Raw genomic sequence first — 16,220 nt, 5'->3', positions numbered from 1 at the left:
CCGCTCAACGCTGGGCGGGGACCTCCACGCCGAGCACCGCCTGCTCGTCGGGGCGGTGCGCCAGCACGTCCGCCAGGTACGACTGCACCGCGTGGCGCATCCCGACGTCGCGGCCGGCCCGCTCGGAGAGCAGCCACTTGTGCTCGATGATCTGCGCGAAGATTTCCTGCGGCTCCAGCTTGCGGCGCAGGTGCGCCGGCACCGCCCGGACCACCGGCTCGAAGACCTCGGTCAGCCAGCGGTGCGCCGCCTGCTGCTCGTCCATCAGGTCGCTCTCGGCGCGGTAGGCGTCCAGGTCGTTGAGGAGCTTGCGGGCCTGGTTCTCCTCGGCGTCCAGGCCGGTCAGCCGCAGCAGCCGGCGCGTGTGGTAGCCGGCGTCGACGACCTTCGGCCGCACCAGGTAGCGCCCGTCGTCGATGGTGGAGACGGCGATCTCCGCCACGTCGAACCCGAGGTCGTTGAGGCCACGGATGCGGCGCTCGATGTCGTGCCGGGCGTCCCGCTCGACCTGCTGCTCGTAGGTGATCTCGTGCCAGAGCCGCTCGTAGCGCTGCACGACCTCCTCGGACACCTCCTCCGGGTCGATCGACTCGTGCAGCAGCCCGGCGGCCTGGAGGTCCAGCGCCTCCCCGAAGATGTTCACCCGGGCGATTTCCAGGTCCTCGCCCCGCTGGCCGTTGGAGAGCGAGGGGCGCAGCGCGCCGGTCTCGGCGTCCACCAGGTAGGCCGCGAAGGCACCCGCGTCGCGGCGGAAGAGCGTGTTGGACAGCGAGCAGTCGCCCCAGAAGAACCCCGTCAGGTGCATCCGGACCAGCAGGGCGGCGAGCGCGTCGAGCAGCCGACCCATCGTCTCGGGTCGCAGGGTGTGCGAGAAGAGCGCCCGGTAGGGCAGCGAGAACTGGAGGTGCCGGGTGATCAGCACCGGGTCCAGGGGCTCGCCGTCGTCGGTCTGCCGGTCGGCGACGATCGCCACCGCCTCCACCGCCGGGAAGTCGATCCGCTCCAGCGCCCGGAGCAGGTCGTACTCGCGTTCGGCGACCCGCTCGCCGGTCTCCTTGACCGCGTACACGTAGTCGCCGAGCCGGACGAAACGGACGATGTGCCGCGAGATGCCCTGCGGCAGCGCCACCAGGTGCTGGGCAGGCCACTCCTCCAGCGGGGTCGACCACGGGAGGTCGAGCAACGCCGGGTCCACGAGAGCAGACGTGATCCGCACGGGGACAAGCATGCCGGGTCCGCGGTGCGAAGCGCTTCCCATCGTGGCTGGGCCCACAGCACCGACCGGTAGCGTGGGCGCGTGCGGGAGACCACGGAGGTACGGCGAGCGGTGCGGCTGCGACCCGTCCGCCCCGCCGGTTGGTGGTACGACGGCCTGCTGCTCGCCGCGCTCGTCGGCCTGACCGCGGCCCTCGCCGCGGACCAGCTCTTCGGGCTCGACCGGGCGGTGGCCGACTGGGCGGAGGACCACCGGCCGACGGCGGCGTACTGGGTGGCGCGGGTGCTCAACCTGCTCGGCCAGGGCACGCCGCTCACCCTGATCGCCGCCGGGCTGGGGGTGCTGGTCGCGCTCCGGGTGCGCTCCGTCCGGCCGGTGCTGCCACCGGTGGTCGCGTTCGTGCTCACCACCTTCACGATCGGGCCGCTGAAGGTCTGGACGGCCCGGCCGGCGCCGAGCGCCAGCATCAAGGAGCCGTTCCTGCCGCCCGAGCAGACGCTGCCCCTGTTCCAGGAACACCTGCCGCTGCGCTTCGCCCAGTCGTACCCGTCGGGGCACGTCGCCAACGCGATCGTCTGGTACGGGATGATCGCGCTGCTGCTCGGTGCGCTGCTGCGCACGTACGGGCGGGAGTTGCCGCCCCGGCTGGTCCTCGCCGTCCGGGCGCTGCCACCGCTGATCGTGCTCTGCACCACCACCTACTTGGGCTGGCACTGGCTGACCGATTCGGTCGCCGGGCTGCTCCTCGGGCTGCTGCTGGATCGTCTGCTGCGCCGGGTGCCGTGGGACGACGTGCCGCTGCCGGGTCGGCTGCCCGGGTCACGCCGTACCGCGTTGTTCACCTCGGCCACCTAGCCTGCCGGTCGTGAATCAGCTCGTACGCCGCCTGGGCGTGCCGGACGCCGTGCTCATCGGGCTCGGGTCCATGCTCGGCGCGGGCGTCTTCGTGGTCTTCGGCCCGGCCGCCGCGGCGGCCGGCGGCGCCGGTCTGCTGCCCGCGCTGGCACTGGCCGGCTTCATCGCCTTCTGCAACGCCATCAGCTCGGCCCGGCTGGCCGCCCGTTATCCGGAGTCCGGCGGCACCTACGTCTACGGGCGGGAGCGGCTCGGCCCGTTCGCCGGGTTCGTGGCCGGCTGGGGTTTCGTGGTCGGCAAGACGGCCAGCTGCGCGGCGATGGCGCTGACCATCGGGACGTACCTCTGGCCGGGGCAGGCCCGGCTGGTCGCGATCGTCGCGGTCGTCGCGGTGACCGCGGTGAACCTGCGCGGCATCGGCAAGACCGCCACCGCGACGAAGCTGCTGGTCGGCCTGGTGCTGGCGGTGCTGGCCCTGGTCGCCGTCGTCGGCCTGGTCGGCGGGCCGCTCGACCTGGGCCGGCTGGGCGACCCCGGCGACTCCGGGCGGGGCGTGCTCACCGCGGCGGGGCTGCTCTTCTTCGCCTTCGCGGGCTACGCCCGGATCGCCACCCTCGGCGAGGAGGTCCGCGAGCCGGAGCGCACCATCCCCCGGGCGGTGCCGCTGGCGCTGGGGATCGTGCTGGCGATCTACCTGGCCCTCGCCGTGGTCGCGCTGGGCGTGCTCGGCGCCGACCGGCTCGCCGGCTCGGCCGCACCGCTCGCCGACGTGGTGACCGCCGCCGGCCTGCCCGGCCTCGCCTGGGTGGTCCGGGCCGGGGCCGCCGTCGCCGTCACCGGCGTGCTGCTCTCCCTGCTCGCCGGGGTCGGCCGGACCCTGCTCGCCATGGCCCGCCGTCGCGACCTGCCGGGCGCCCTGGCCGCCGTCCACCCCACGCACCGGGTGCCGCACCGCGCCGAACTCGCCGTCGCCGCCGTGGTGACCGTGGTGGTGCTGCTCGGCGACGTCCGCGACGCGATCGGCTTCTCCGCCTGCACCGTCCTCGTCTACTACGCGATCACCAACGCGGCGGCGCTGACCCTCGGCCGCGACCCGGCCCGACGGCTACCCGTACAGGTGCTCGCCGGGCTCGGGCTCGTCGGCTGCCTGCTGCTCGCGGCCAACCTGCCGCTGGGCAGCGTGCTCGCGGGCTTCGGAGTCCTGGCCGCTGGCGCCGCCTGGTACGCCCTCCGCCACCACGGCTGACCCGGCACGGTGTACGGACATGAACCCTGGCCAGGCCGAACACGTCCCGCTCGCGGCAACACCTTGGTATAGCATCCGCTATACTCCGGGAATGGTTACCGGCGAGTGGGAGGTCTACCTCGTCGACGAAGGTACAGGAGTGGATCGACAGCCTCGATCCACTCACCCACGCCCGCGTCGTGCAAGCCATCGACCTGCTCGCCGACGCCGGCCCCGGGCTGGGCCGACCACTGGTCGACACGATCCACGGATCATCGATCGCCAACCTCAAAGAACTGCGCCCCGGCACCGTACGCATACTTTTCGCCTTCGACCCGTGGCGCTCCAGCATCCTGCTCGTCGCCGGAGACAAGGCCGGGCGATGGCAGCAGTGGTACACCGAAGCGATCCCTCTGGCCGAGCAACGCTACGAGATCTACCTGAAGGAACGCGCCGAGGAGGAGGGCCGACAGCCATGAGCAGCTACGCACGCTGGCGCGACATCCGCGCCGCTCACGTCGAGCGTGCCGGCGGCGAGCAGGCCGTCGACGACGGCAAGCAGGAACTTCTCGCCGTCGTCGTCGGTCACCGCCTCGCCGAGGTACGCCGCGCCCGCGGCCTCACCCAACAGCAGGTCGCCGACCGCATGGGCGTCACCAAAGGCCGCGTCTCCCAGATCGAACAAGGCAAGATCTCCGGCCAAGACGTCGTCGCCCGTTACGCCGCCGCCCTCGGCGGACGCCTCCACCAAGCCATCTACTTCGACGACGGCGACATCGCCGCCATCGCATAGCCCACAGCACGCCACACGACCACTGCCGCCCAGGCGCCAACGCCACTCTCCGAAATCAATAAGCTGCAGAAAGGGTAGGACGTAGCTATCCGAGGTTATGGACTCAGCCCTTATTCGCCGTCACCGTCGCGTCATTTCCGACCATAGACGGGGGTATATTCGGGCGCAGTCTCAGGAACATGCGGATATCGAATGGTACCCTCAGTCTCCCACCAACGGCTTGTGTACTCGCTCGGCTTCTTGTATTCGAAAATGGCCGCTAGACCGAGCAGGGAAACCGGATTTTCCGCCCAAAAGTCCCAGCCGTCTCGCTGAGCGCAATAAGCATCCTGTTTCCGGTCATACCAAACCGAGAATCCTTTATGTTCCAGGACTGCGATCGCCGTCGTATAGACATTCACGTGCTCGCTTAGCGCTGGCACCCCTGCCCCTATCTGTCCCGGATGAGAGTTATCGCGTCACGCGGAATCGGCCCGACGAATAGAACTTCCTCAGCCCGCCGCGCATCACGAACTACGCGTGAATCGCCGCTCCTCCTGGCGGCTTGCATGACATTATTGTGATCAATGAATTTCGCTCCGCCAGCAATCGCCTTATTGACATCGATTGCGACCATCCCTTGCCCTGAGGCGAACCGTTCGGTCGCTCCCTCGGTCACCGACGCAGAGATGTGCTTGGTCGGCCGGTTCAAAATATGGTCGGTTATGGACCCGCTGGTACCACGAGGCTGCAGGTCGTCGCCGTTATCGAATGCCGTACGGTCCTCATAGTTCAGCTGCCGGTAGACCGAAGGTCCACAATCCGCGTTGTTTCTGTTCCTGTTGTTGTTATGGACGAGCACCGGCTCGTTGCCGGCGAGCACATAATACGTGTGGATGTCGGCGACCGTGAGGTCCCGCATCTCCTCGGCGCCCAGCTTGTTGAGCACTGCGACGACGGTGACCGCGCCCTTGCCCCGGACCAGCAGCTTGGTGCCCGGCTCCAGATCCTTGGCGTCGCTCCACTTCCGCTCCGAGGCGTTCCAGAACGGGTGGTGCCAGGTCGTCTCGACCTTCGTGACCTTGCCGTCCTGGTCGCGGACGGTCAGGTCGGTGAGGTCCTTGTCGTTGTTGCGGTGCAGCTGGGTGACCTGCTTCGGCTCCGACGTGCCGGCGACCGGGTCGGTCGCCAGCACCTTGTCGCCGACGTTGACGTCCTCGATCGGCCGGGTGCTGCCGTCGGCCATCAGGACCTGGGTCTTCGGGTCGAAGCTGTGCCGGCTCCCGCCCGTCGAGCAGCCCGGGCCACCGCCGCCGACGGCGAGGCCGAGCGGGTTGAAGCCGCCGCCGGAGCCGCTGGAGCTGGCCCCGCCGGAGCGTGCGCCACCGCCACCGCCACCGCGACGGTTGAGCGCGCTCAGGCCCGGCACCATGTTCTCCGCGGCGGCCCGCGGGTTGTAGGTGCCGGTGCTGGCGAGTTGGCTGACCGCGTCCTCGACGCCGTTCTCCGCCGCCTCGGTCGCCAGCCGACCGACGAGGCCGGTGCCGACCTTCTTCGCCACGGCGGCGCCGACCCGGGCGGCGATGGCGCCACCCGCGCCGCCGATCAGGCCGGAGACCGCGCCGGTGCCCAGTGAGCCGAGGGCGTCACCGATGCTGTGGATGTCGCCCTGCGCGGCGTCCTTCGCCAGGTTGATGAGTGCTCCGGCGCCCGCCATGCAGGCGATGGCGCCGGCGCCGGCGGTCACCGCCGTGCAGGCCACGCCGGCGAGGATCGCGCCGCCGATCGCGGCGACCTCCAGCAGGACGTCCTTGTGCTCCTTGACCCACTTGGTGGTCGCGCTGGCCGCGTCGCGTACGGCACTGGCGGCCTTCTTGACCACCCGCTGCGCCTTGGCGGCGACCTTCTTGCCGGCTTGCTTGATCTTGGCGGCTGCCTGCTTGGCGCGTTTCTTGACCGCCGCGACCTTCTTGGCGACGTACTTGCGGCCCTGCTCGATCTTCTTCTTGACCGCGCGTTTGACCTGGTTGTACTTCTTCTTGACCTTCTGCTTGACCTGGTTGTACTTCCGTTTGACCTGGTTGACCTTCTTCTTGACCGCCGCCTTGGCCTTCTTCACGGTCTTCTTCACCGTGGACTTGACCGAGCTGTAGGCCGAGTACGCCTTGGACGCGTACGACGAGGCGTACGAGTAGGCGTAGGAGTAGGCCGACGAGGCGTACGAGCGGACGGTCGAGGTGACCGAGCTGACCGCGCGGGAGAAGGACTTCTTCAGGCTGCCCCAACCGAAGTTGCCGGTCGGGTCGGTGACGATCAGCGGGTTCGCGTCGCCGTACTGGTAGCGGTTGGCGTTGATCGAGTCGGGCAGCGGGCTGTTGTTCGCCGCGTCCCGGGTGTCGAACTGGCCGGTGTCCGTGTTGTACCAGCGGGCGTGCATGTTGACCCGGCTGGTCACCGCGTCGGTCCACTCCGACTGGTAGCCGAGCTGGCCGATCAGCCCGCTCGTGCTGAGCACCTTGCCCAGTGGGTCGTAGGTCACCGACCCGGACAGCGCCGTCCCGGTCGCCGCGAACTGCCCGACCACGTCGGAGTGCAGGTCCGTCCAGACCATCCGCTGGGTGCCGCCGGCGGTGGTGCCGACCACCTCACCGGACGCGCCCCGCACGTAGGTCGCGCCCGCGTCGGCGGCCAGGTCGTTGCCCAGACCGGCGTACGCGTGGCCGGGCCGGATCGCCCGCCCCAGCGCGTCGTACTCGTAGGTCTGGGTGCCGCCCGCCGACTGCTGCGACAGCACCTGCCCGAACGCGTCGGTGCGGGTGATGTTGCCGCCGGCCTCGGCCAGCGTGCCCCGGGCCGTGTACGTGTAGCCGGCCCCGTCCGCGGTGAGCAGCCGGTTCCGCTGGTCGTACGTGAACAGCTTGTTGCCGTTCTGCACCCGGTTGCCGGACTTGTCGTACGCGTACACGGTGGTGGTGGCGCCGTTGTTCCACGACGTCAACCGGTCCGCGAGGTCGTACGTGTAGCTGTTGCTCGCCGAGCCGGCGAAACCGCTCGTCGTCTTCGACGTGATGTTGTTGTTCGCGTCCCAGCCGTAGGTGATCTTCGCGAGCGACGCCCCGGCGGCCGACTTCAACTCGTCGTCCTTGAGCCGGCGCAGCGGGTCGAAGGCGAAGTTGCGGGTGTTGCCGTTCGACCCGTAGGTGATCTTGGTGACCTGGGAGAGCGTGTTGTAGGTGTAGGCCATCTGCACGCCGGCCGACGGGTTGGCCAGCGTCGAGAGCCGACCCGCACCGTCGTACGTGTACGAGGTGGTGCCGGCCGCGTCCTGCCGGGAGGCCAGCCGGCCGTCCGGGTCGTAGCCGAACGTCGAGTTCCCGGACGAGCCGGTCACCGACCGCGGCAGACCCCGGTCGTCGTAGTCGATGGTGTTCGTGCCGCTGGCGCCGGAGAACGACGTCATCCGGCCGGCCACGTCGTACCCGAAGGACCGGTCGGCGGTGGCCGCCTCCGCGCCCGCGCCCGACTGGCGGACCAGCTGGCCCAGGTCGTCGTACGCGTTGGTGACGGTCACCCCGCCCGGCATGGTCTGCTTCACCGGCCGGCCCGCGCGGTCGTACTCCAGCGTGAACGTGCGGTCCGCCGGGTCGGGGTGCGCCGCCGTCGCCGGCTCGATCATCGACTCCGGCAACCCCCACGAGTTGTACGTGGTGTGGAAGGCGTTGCCCCGGCCGTCGGTGAACCGGGTGCGGTTGCCCTCCAGGTCGTAGCCGAACGTGGTGACGATGGAGTCCGACGCGGAGATCGGCTGCGTCTCCTTCGTGACCACGCCGGTCGCGTCGTACTCGTAGGTCACCGTGGTGCCGCGGGCGTCGGTGCTCGCCACCAGGTTGCCCGCCCGGTCGTAGCGGGCCGACTGCTCGGACAGCAGCGTCCCGGTCGGGCCGTACTCCGCCGTGCGGGTGGGCCGGTCCGCCAGGTCGTAGGTGACCGTGGCGTACGACCCGTCCGGGCGGATCGTCTTGGTGGTCCGACCCTCGCCGTCGTACTCGTACCGGGACACGTTGTTGGCGCCGTCGGTCACCGTGACCGGGTCGCCGACCGTGTTGTACGTCGTCGAGCTGGTGACGCCGGCCGCCGAGGTGACCAGCGACGGCCAACCCTGCTCGTTGTACGTGTAGCGGGTGGTGTGGTTCTTCCCCTCCTGCCGCACCACCTCCGTCGAGGTCAGCGTGCGGCCCAGGAAGTCGTACGTGGCGGTGGTGACGGCGCCGATCGGATCCGTCGACGACAGCACGTTGCCCGCTTCGTCGTAGGTGTAGGTGGTCGCCCCGTCGTTCGGGGCGATCTCCTTCGACACCCGGCCGAGCTGGTCGTACTCGTAGCGGGTGACCTTCCCGAGCGGGTCCGTGACGGCCGACAGCTGCCCGGTCTCGTCGTAGGTCTGGCGGGTCTCCGGCACGATCGGCTCCGCCGCGCCCGGCGGGGTGTACGCCGGCGCCTTCTCCGACACCACCCGGCCCACCGCGTCGTACTCCACGACGGACCAGTTGCCGTTGGCGTCCCGGGTGTCGGTCGGCTCGTCGAACGTGTTGTAGCCGACCCAGGTGACCGCGTTGGCCTGCGCGGGCAGCTGACCGGGCTGCTCGACCGTAGCCGCCGGGGCTGTGGTCTTCGCCGCCCGGCCCTCCTCGTCGTACCCGTAGAAGGTCGTGTTGCCGTTGGGGTCGGTGACCGAGGTCGGCAGGCCGTCGGTGTCCAGCACCTGCGAGGTACGGATGACCTGCGCGTCCGCCGCCGGCAGAGTGCCCGCCTTGACCTGCGCGACCTGCGCGTCGGTCAGGGCCCGCTGGTAGACCTGCACGTCGTCGATGCCGCCGCCGAACCAGCCGAAGCCGTCGGCGCCGCCGATGGTGAGACCGGTGGCCGTGTTGTTGAAGGCCTCGGTGGTCGTGGTCGTGGACTGGAGGGCGCCGTCGACGTAGAGCTTGAGCGTCCGGGCGACCGGATCCGCGACGACGGCCAGGTGCTGCCACGTCCCGGCGACCGCGGAGCCGTTCGCCGCGCCACCACCAAGCCAGCCCACGGTCCCGTCCGCCTTGCGGGCCGCCATGGAGAAGAACCAGCGATCCTGGGCAGGCGCGTAGTGCAGCTTCAGCGCGGAGTTCCCGATCGAGCCCGGCGCGGCGAGGACGACCTGGTCGTCGGTGCCGCCCTCGGCGGCGAGCTTCACCCAGCTGGACAGCGTGAACGCCCGCTTGGTGTCCACGACCGGACCCGCCTTCAGGTAGGCGGACGTGCCGTCGAAGACAGCCGAGCCGCCCCGGTCGGTGGACCAGCCGACGGTGCCGACCGTGGTGGCCACGGTGTTGCCGACCGCGTCGGCCGCCTTGGTGCCGGTGGTCTCGTCGAGCTTCCACCGCCCCACCGGGGTCGGCGCCGCCGACGGGTAGTCGATCTCGGCGACGGCCCGGCCGGCGCTGTCGTAGAGCGCCTCGGAGATGCTGGTGACGGTGCCGTCGGCCCCGGAGGAGACGGTCGAGACGACGTTGTCGTCCACGTCGTAGGTGAGCGCCGTCCGCCGCTTCAGGCCGGTCGGGTCGACCACCGAGGCGGTCGTCCGGCCCGCCGCGTCGTATTCGCTGGTGGTGACCGAGTGGCCGTTGTTGGTCACCTCGCTGACCACGTTGCCGGCCGCGTCGTAGACGTTCTCCTCCACCACGAACGTCCGGGTGCCGTCGGTCCGGGTGACCTTCGCCTCCAGGCCGTTGTCCGTGTAGGTGTAGCTGGTGGTCCAGCCCATCGCGTCGGTCTCGCTGGCCAGCCGACCCGCCGGGTCGTACGCCCGGGTGGTGGTCACCAGGTCGCGGGGCGCCGACGGGTTGTTCGGGTCGCCGGTCCAGTCCTTCACCGTCGTGGTGAGCAGGTTGCCCTCGACGTCGTACGTGCTGGTGGTGACCCCGCCGTCGGCGTCGGTCTCCTTGGCCACCCGCCCGTACCTGTCGTACTCCAGGGTCGTCGTCTGGCCCGCGGCGTTGGTGCTCGACGTCTCCTGCCCGTACGCGTTGTACGCGTGCCGTTCCGTGCGGGGCGCGTCGCCGCCGGTCAGGTCGCTGACCGTGACCTCGGTGATGTTGCCGTCGTCGTCGTAGACCGTGGTGGTGCGGGCGGTGTGCACCGCACCGGTGACCCGGTTGGTCACCCCGGGCTCGGTCTCCGTGACCTCGCGGCCCAGCTTGTCGTACGCGTGGCTGGTGGTCAGGCCCTGCGGGAAGCTGCCGGTGACCTCGGTCTCGGTGAGCACCCGCCCGAGCCCGTCATACGTGAAGCGGGTGACCTTGCCGCCCGGCTCGACCACCTCGGCAACGTCGCCGCTGGCGTAGTAGGTGATCGTCTGGGTCTGACCGCCCGCGGTGGTGACGCTCGCCGGCAGGCCGGCGGGGGCGAACCCGCCGTCCTTCGCCGCCACGGTGGTGCCGTCGGTGTAGACGGTGCGGGTGACCCGGCCCAGCGGGTCGGTGATGCTGGTCTGGTTGCCCTTGCCGTCGTAGCCGTAACTGGTGAGGTAGCGGTTGTCGGTCGCCGAGGAGGACCGGCCGTCCCGCATCGTCAGGATGACGTCGTTGCGCGGGTCCGGCGTGCCGCCGATCTTGACGGAGGTGCCCGTCATCCACCCGCCGGTCCCGTTGCCCGACACGAGGTACATGTCGTTGTCGGTCGACTTGAGGTAGACGAGGTCGGCCTTCTTGTCACCGTCGAAGTCGCCGGCGGAGAGCAGGGCCTTGGCGCTGCCCCACCCGGTGCCGATCCGGGTCGCGGTGGTGCTCAGCCAGCCGCCCGTCCCGTTGCCCTTCAACAGGTACAGGTTGTTGTCGGCGCCGCTGCGGTAGACGACGTCGTTCTTGCCGTCGCCGTCGAAGTCGCCGGGTGAGACGAGCAGGTTCGCGGCGCTGACGTTCGGCCCGATCAGGGTCGCGGTGGTGCTCAGCCAGCCGCCCGTGCCGTTGCCCTTCAGCAGGTAGAGGTTCTTGTCCACGGAGCTGCGGAAGATGACGTCCGGCTTGCCGTCGCCGCTGAAGTCCTTCGAGAAGGTCATCAGGTCCGCGGCGCCGACGCTCGGGCCGATCTTCGTCGACGTGCCGCTCACCCAGCCGCCCCGGCCGTTGCCGGCCAGGACGTAGAGGTTGCTGTCGGAGGCGCTGCGCCAGATCAGGTCCGGGTTGCCGTCGCCGGTGAAGTCCTTGGCGGCGACCGCCAGGTTGGCCGAGGCCAGGCTGGTGCCGATCTGGGTCGGCAGGCTGGTGAGCCAGCCGCCGGTGCCGTTGCCCGACACCATCTGGATCGTGTTGTCGGCCTCACGGTAGACGATGTCGGGAGCGCCGTCGCCGTTGAAGTCCTCGAACATCATCGGCAACGCCGCGCTGGCCCAGTTCAGCGGCTCCGCCGAGTTGGCGTAGTAGGTGTAGTACACCGACGAGCACTTGTTGGCCGACTGGTCCTGGCAGGTGATGACCTGCTTCGTGTTGCCCCGGGCGTCCTGGAGCTCCTGGGTCCACACGCCCCGCGGGTCGTACGTGAGGTTGCCGTAGCCGCCGACGTCGTAGCCGAACTTGGTGGTGTTGCCGAGCCCGTCGGTCTGGGCGACCATCCGGTTGCCGTTGACCAGGTCGTAGCTGTAGGAGACCTTCTCACCCGTCGGCCCGGTCACCGAGACGGTGGAGACCGGCATCGGGATGGCGGTGGCCACGCCGTTGACCATGGTGACGGCGACCGGCGCGGTCTGCGTCGACGCCTTGTAGTGGGCGGTGACCTGGTCGGCGGAGAGCTGCGAACGGTAGAAGGCGACCTCGGCGATCGAGCCGGGGAAGTAGCCGACGTCCCGGGTGCCGTGCATCGGCCAGGAGCCGGCCCACTTGCCCGCGCCGACGTACGCGTTCACCGCGTCCGTCGCGACCAGCAGGTTGTCGAGCTTGCCGACCGGGTTGCCGTCCAGGTAGAGCGACTGGGTATCGGTCGCGGCCGACAGCACGACGTGGTGCCACTTGTTGTCGTTGACCGCGCCGGCGCTGGTGATCAGCCGGGTGGAGCTGCCCGTCCAGAAGCCACCGCGCAGCTTGCCGTCGGTGCCGACGTACAGCGCCGGGGTCCAGTTGCCGGCCACGCTCGGGTCCGAGATGGGGCTGGCCTGGTAGCCGTAGAGGACACCGCCGGCGGTGTTACCGGACGGCATCTTGAACCACAGCTCGACCGTGTTCGGCCCCGTGGTCGGCATGTCCTCGGGCGGGAGCTGGAGGTACGAACTCGTCCCGTTGAAGGACGCGGCCCGGCTGTCGCTGAACGGGCCGGCGATGCCCAGGGTCGCGGAGCTGTAGGTGGCGGTGCCGCCCTGCACCTCGTTGGCCGCGTCGGTGGCGGCCACGTCACCGAGCCGCCAGTAGTCGGCGGGCTTCGCGCCGAGGACCGAGGCGGCGTAGACGTCGCTGCTGCCCGAGACGGTCGGCGTACCCATGGTCCAGACGCCACCGTTCTCGTCGGTGACGGTGGACACCCGGCCGGTGGCCTTGTCGTAGCCGACCTGGGCGGTGACGCCACCGGAGGGACGGACCACCTTGGTGAGCACCGGGTGGGCGCCGCGGCCCGCGCTGTTCAACGCCGCCACGGTGGTGCCGGTGAGCGCCTGGTTGAAGAACGCCACCTCGGCGATGGAGCCGGTGAAGTAGGTGGCCTTCGCCGGCGAGGCGCCCGAGTTGACGTGGTTCGGCCAGGCACCGCCGACGAAGCCCGCACCGACCAGCACGTTCGCCGAACCGCCGGCGATCTGTGCGATGGTCCCGTCCAGGCTGCCCTTCTCGACCCCGTCGAGGTAGAGCTTCTGGGTGTCGCCGGCACCGGCCAGCACCACGTGGTGCCACGCCCCGTCGGTGACCGCCACGTCCGTGGTCATGGGCGTGGGCGCGCCCTTCCAGAACCCGCCCCGCAGTTTGCCGTCGCTGCCGATGTAGAGCGACGGCGTGTAGTTGCCCGGTGTCGTGCCCTTGCTGATCGGGTCGGCCTGGTAGCTGAACAGCACACCGTTGGGCGTGGTGGTCCTGAACCAGAGGCTGACCGACTGGTACTGGCCGTCGCTGATCAGGTTGCCCGGCAGTTGGACGTGCGAGCTGGTGCCGTTGAAGCCGGCGGTGGTCGCGGTCGAGCCGGGCAGCGCCGCCGACTGCCCGAGGGTGACGTTGGTGTAGCGCGCGTTGTCGACGCCCGCGTTGCCCAGCACGGCGCTCGCCGCCGTCGTGGCGCCGGCCCCCTCCGCGAACCGCCAGTACGAGTACGGCCCGGCGTTCAGCGTCGCGTTGGCGTACTGGGAGGTGGTGTCGTACTGGTAGGTGGTGCAGGCCGCCCAGTTGGTCGGCGGGCAGACCTTCGCCAACTGGTCGTTGGCGCCGTAGCCGTACTGCCAGGTGGTCGACGTGTTCCAGTCACCGGGCGTCGCCGGGTCGGTGTAGACGGTCGCCGGGTGGGGGTGCGCCGACCCGGCCGGCGTGGACCAGGTGACGTACAGGGAGCGACCCGAGGCCGAGGTCACCTTCGTCGCGTTCGCCGTGGCGTCGTAGGCGAAGGTCATCGCGCGCCCGTTGGCGTCCGTGATGCTCGTGATCTTGAAAATGCCGGTGCCGGCCGGCTGGCCGAAGACGTAGACCGACGCGTCCTTGTCGGTCAGCGTGTAGCCGATGACCGCGCCGCTCACGTCCTTGTTCTCCCGCAGGACGGAGAACCGGCCGGAGGCCGAGGTGAAGCTGCCGTCGGCGTTGCGACCCAGCGCCACGTCCTGGCCGGTCGGGTAGGTGACCAGCACCGACTGCACCTGGCCCGCGGCGTCCCGGACCTGGGTGGCCTTGGTGTCGAGCATGCTGGACCAGCCGGCGCCGAAGGCATTGGCGCGGCGGGTGTCGAGGCTGTTGTAGCTGCGCGTGATCGACAGCGACGGGCCGACCGTGGCGACGCTGGCGTCGGTGGCCGAGGTCGTGTAGTTGCCGATCCCGGCGTCGTACCCCTTGCCGGCGTTCTGCGCGAGGCTCCCGGTCAACAGCGGCTGCGGCACCGAGGTGGTGAACGCGTACGCCGGGTAGACCGCGCTCGGGCCGGCCTTGTCGTTGACCTGGACGGTGTAGAGGTAGCTCTTGTTCCAGGTCAACTTGCCGGCCGGGACGGTCCAGCTCGCGGTGGCGACCCAACCCGAGTTGGCGACGATCGCGCCCGTTCCGGCGTCGGCGATCACGTAGTTGTAGGTGAAGCCCTTGTTCGGCCAGTTGTCCGGGTCGACCGCCCGCGAGTGCAGCTCCGGCGTCAGGGTCGGCACCACCGCGTTGTTGGCCGGGTAGCGGACGTTGACCTGCGGCGCGACGTTGTTGGTGTAGGTCAGCTCCAGGTACGGCTTGTAGGAGCCGGCGGAGTAGTTGGCCGCGGTGAACCGCTTCCAGGCCGTCGAGTCGGTCTCCGAGGCGGTCAGCGCGAGGCCCTCGTTCATGCCGCCGGTCGACCAGTCGTTGAACGTGTCGACGTTCAGCCCGACGCTGACCCACCGGCCGGTGCTGCGGTTGGCGCCGGTGTTGGTGCAGGCCGGGTAGTTGTCGCCGATGGTGAGCGAGCCGATCGACGAGGAGATCGACGGGCCGGGGTGGTTGGCGGTGGACAGGTTGTCCACCGTCCACGCCTGCGTCACCCGGTGCACGTTGAACGCCTTGTGCGAGGTGCAGTCGTACGACCAGGTGTGGTAGAGGAACAGCTTCGCCGCGCTGAACCGCTTGCCGGCGAGCCCGTCGCTGGCGAACTCGTCGAAGTGGATGAACGACCGCGCCTTCACCCCACCGCCGTCGTACGTGCCGACGGGCAGGTTGTCGCCGTTGTGGTTGGTCGTCTCGGTGTCGCTGTCCACGTACACGTCGCCGGTGGTGCCGGTGGTGGCGGTCGGGTCGACCCGCACCGGATACCGCCGGGCCGGGTCACGGAGCCAGGCCTGGTCGGCGACGACCTTCAGCGCGGGCGCGCCGTCCACGGTGATGATCTCGAACGTGACGGCGTCGGACTCGGCCGGCGCACCGGAGCGCGGGTCGACCAACGAGTCCTGCATCGAGCCGTGCGGGAACCAGGCCACCGCCTTGCCGTCGGCGTTCAGCAGCTCGACCGACCCGCTCGCGGTGAGCCGAGGGGTCAGGCCGCTGAGCCGCAGCGGGAAGACCCAGCTCGACGCCGCCTCCGGCGAGCGCAGCACCAGGGTCTCCTTGACACCGGCGTCGAAGGTGGTCAGCTCCAGGTCGGTGTGCGGCAGGACGTCCCGGTAGCGGGCGGTCGGGCCGGTGACCTCGGGCGTGCCGACGACGCCGCCCTGGAGTCGGTAGCCGACGCTCTCCCCGCCGGGCAGGGTCAACTGCGCGAGGTCGGAGTCCGTGCCGGCGGCGTCCGACGCGGACGCGCTCGCGGCACGACCGGCCGACGCCCCACCGGCCACCGAGACGCCGAGCCGGTTCGCGGTGACGTGCAGCCGGCCGTCCGAACGGCGGGTGAGGTTCGAGTCGATCTTCTGCCAGCTGCCGTCCGCGGCCCGGTAGTTGACCGGGCGGTTGTACGTGCGCTTCGTGAACGAACCGTCGGCGTTCGCGAAGACGTCCGAGCGGGCGCTCGACTTCTTGGCGTCCCGGCGGCTGGTGCGGGCGTCGAAGCCGAGCTCCGCCGCGTCCGTCACCTCCGGCGTGACCGGGACCTGGTGCGGCTGGTACGCCTCCAGGGTGCCGGGCGCCGGCTCGGGCGCGCGGCCCGCCCCGCGACCGGCGTCGGTCGCCGACGCCGGCACGTGCGGGTCGGTCGTGACCGGCCGCCCCTTCTGCTGCACGGGCAGACCCAGGAAAGCCGCCGACGCCGACCAGGCCGGGCGCTGCGCGAGCCAGGTGAGCCAGGTGAGGGGGAACTCGCCACCGGGCCGTACGGCCTCGGGCGGCACGGCGATGGTCAGCGCGAAGACCACCGCGACCACGAACGCCGAACGGCGCGCGCCACTGACGGATCGGCGCATGGCCGGTCCCCTCCCCCGTGAAGTGAAATTGTCATCGCGGAGTGTGGGGGTCCATCGATCTCCGACACAAGATGGCCGAACGGCCAATCCTGTG

The 16,220-nt window shown here is 70.3% G+C and carries 5 protein-coding genes and 1 pseudogene; 4 read left to right on the top strand and 2 right to left on the bottom strand.

Features of this window, described 5'->3' with window-relative positions; translation table 11 throughout:
* Positions 1-4: 4 nt before the first annotated feature.
* On the bottom strand, positions 5-1,228 hold the full coding sequence (locus tag GA0070620_RS24085; protein WP_172836491.1) for a DUF4032 domain-containing protein: 1,224 nt from the start codon (positions 1,226-1,228) through the stop codon (positions 5-7).
* A 69-nt stretch (positions 1,229-1,297) separates the two neighbouring features.
* Here GA0070620_RS24085 and GA0070620_RS24080 point away from each other — a divergent pair, with 69 nt between their 5' ends.
* The 4 genes and pseudogenes from GA0070620_RS24080 (at position 1,298) to GA0070620_RS24065 (ending at position 4,089) form a co-directional block, all read left to right on the top strand.
* Entirely contained in the window at positions 1,298-2,071 is a 774-nt protein-coding gene (locus GA0070620_RS24080; protein WP_091594470.1) for a phosphatase PAP2 family protein, read from the top strand.
* A 10-nt stretch (positions 2,072-2,081) separates the two neighbouring features.
* The gene (locus GA0070620_RS24075; RefSeq protein ID WP_091594468.1) at positions 2,082-3,317 is read left to right on the top strand and encodes an APC family permease; all 1,236 of its coding nucleotides are present in this window, start codon (positions 2,082-2,084) and stop codon (positions 3,315-3,317) included.
* Positions 3,318-3,408: 91 nt separating this feature from the next.
* Positions 3,409-3,775, top strand: a pseudogene (locus GA0070620_RS24070) (type II toxin-antitoxin system RelE/ParE family toxin).
* Complete coding sequence (locus tag GA0070620_RS24065) at positions 3,772-4,089, top strand: helix-turn-helix domain-containing protein (protein WP_091594467.1); 318 nt, start codon at positions 3,772-3,774, stop codon at positions 4,087-4,089. The pseudogene GA0070620_RS24070 and the gene GA0070620_RS24065 overlap by 4 nt, the downstream one beginning before the upstream one ends.
* Before the next feature lie 430 nt (positions 4,090-4,519).
* On the opposite strand, the gene GA0070620_RS24055 is transcribed toward GA0070620_RS24065, so the two are convergent.
* Positions 4,520-16,126 carry a LamG-like jellyroll fold domain-containing protein gene (locus GA0070620_RS24055; RefSeq protein ID WP_091594464.1) on the bottom strand — a complete coding sequence of 3,869 codons (11,607 nt, stop codon included), beginning with the start codon at positions 16,124-16,126 and terminating at the stop codon, positions 4,520-4,522.
* Between the last annotated feature and the right edge of the window lie 94 nt (positions 16,127-16,220).

This window comes from Micromonospora krabiensis, assembly GCF_900091425.1.
GTDB classification, from domain to species: Bacteria; Actinomycetota; Actinomycetes; order Mycobacteriales; family Micromonosporaceae; genus Micromonospora; species Micromonospora krabiensis.
The sequence above is the reverse complement of the archived record's forward strand: the minus strand, read 5'-3'. Positions and strand labels throughout refer to the sequence as shown.

Bases quoted from the DNA above. Each gene is read 5' to 3' on its own strand.
- GA0070620_RS24085 (WP_172836491.1), bottom strand. From the start codon at position 1,228: ATGCTTGTCCCCGTGCGGATCACGTCTGCTCTCGTGGACCCGGCGTTG.
- GA0070620_RS24065 (WP_091594467.1), top strand. From the start codon at position 3,772: ATGAGCAGCTACGCACGCTGGCGCGACATCCGCGCCGCTCACGTCGAG.
- GA0070620_RS24055 (WP_091594464.1), bottom strand. From the start codon at position 16,126: ATGCGCCGATCCGTCAGTGGCGCGCGCCGTTCGGCGTTCGTGGTCGCG.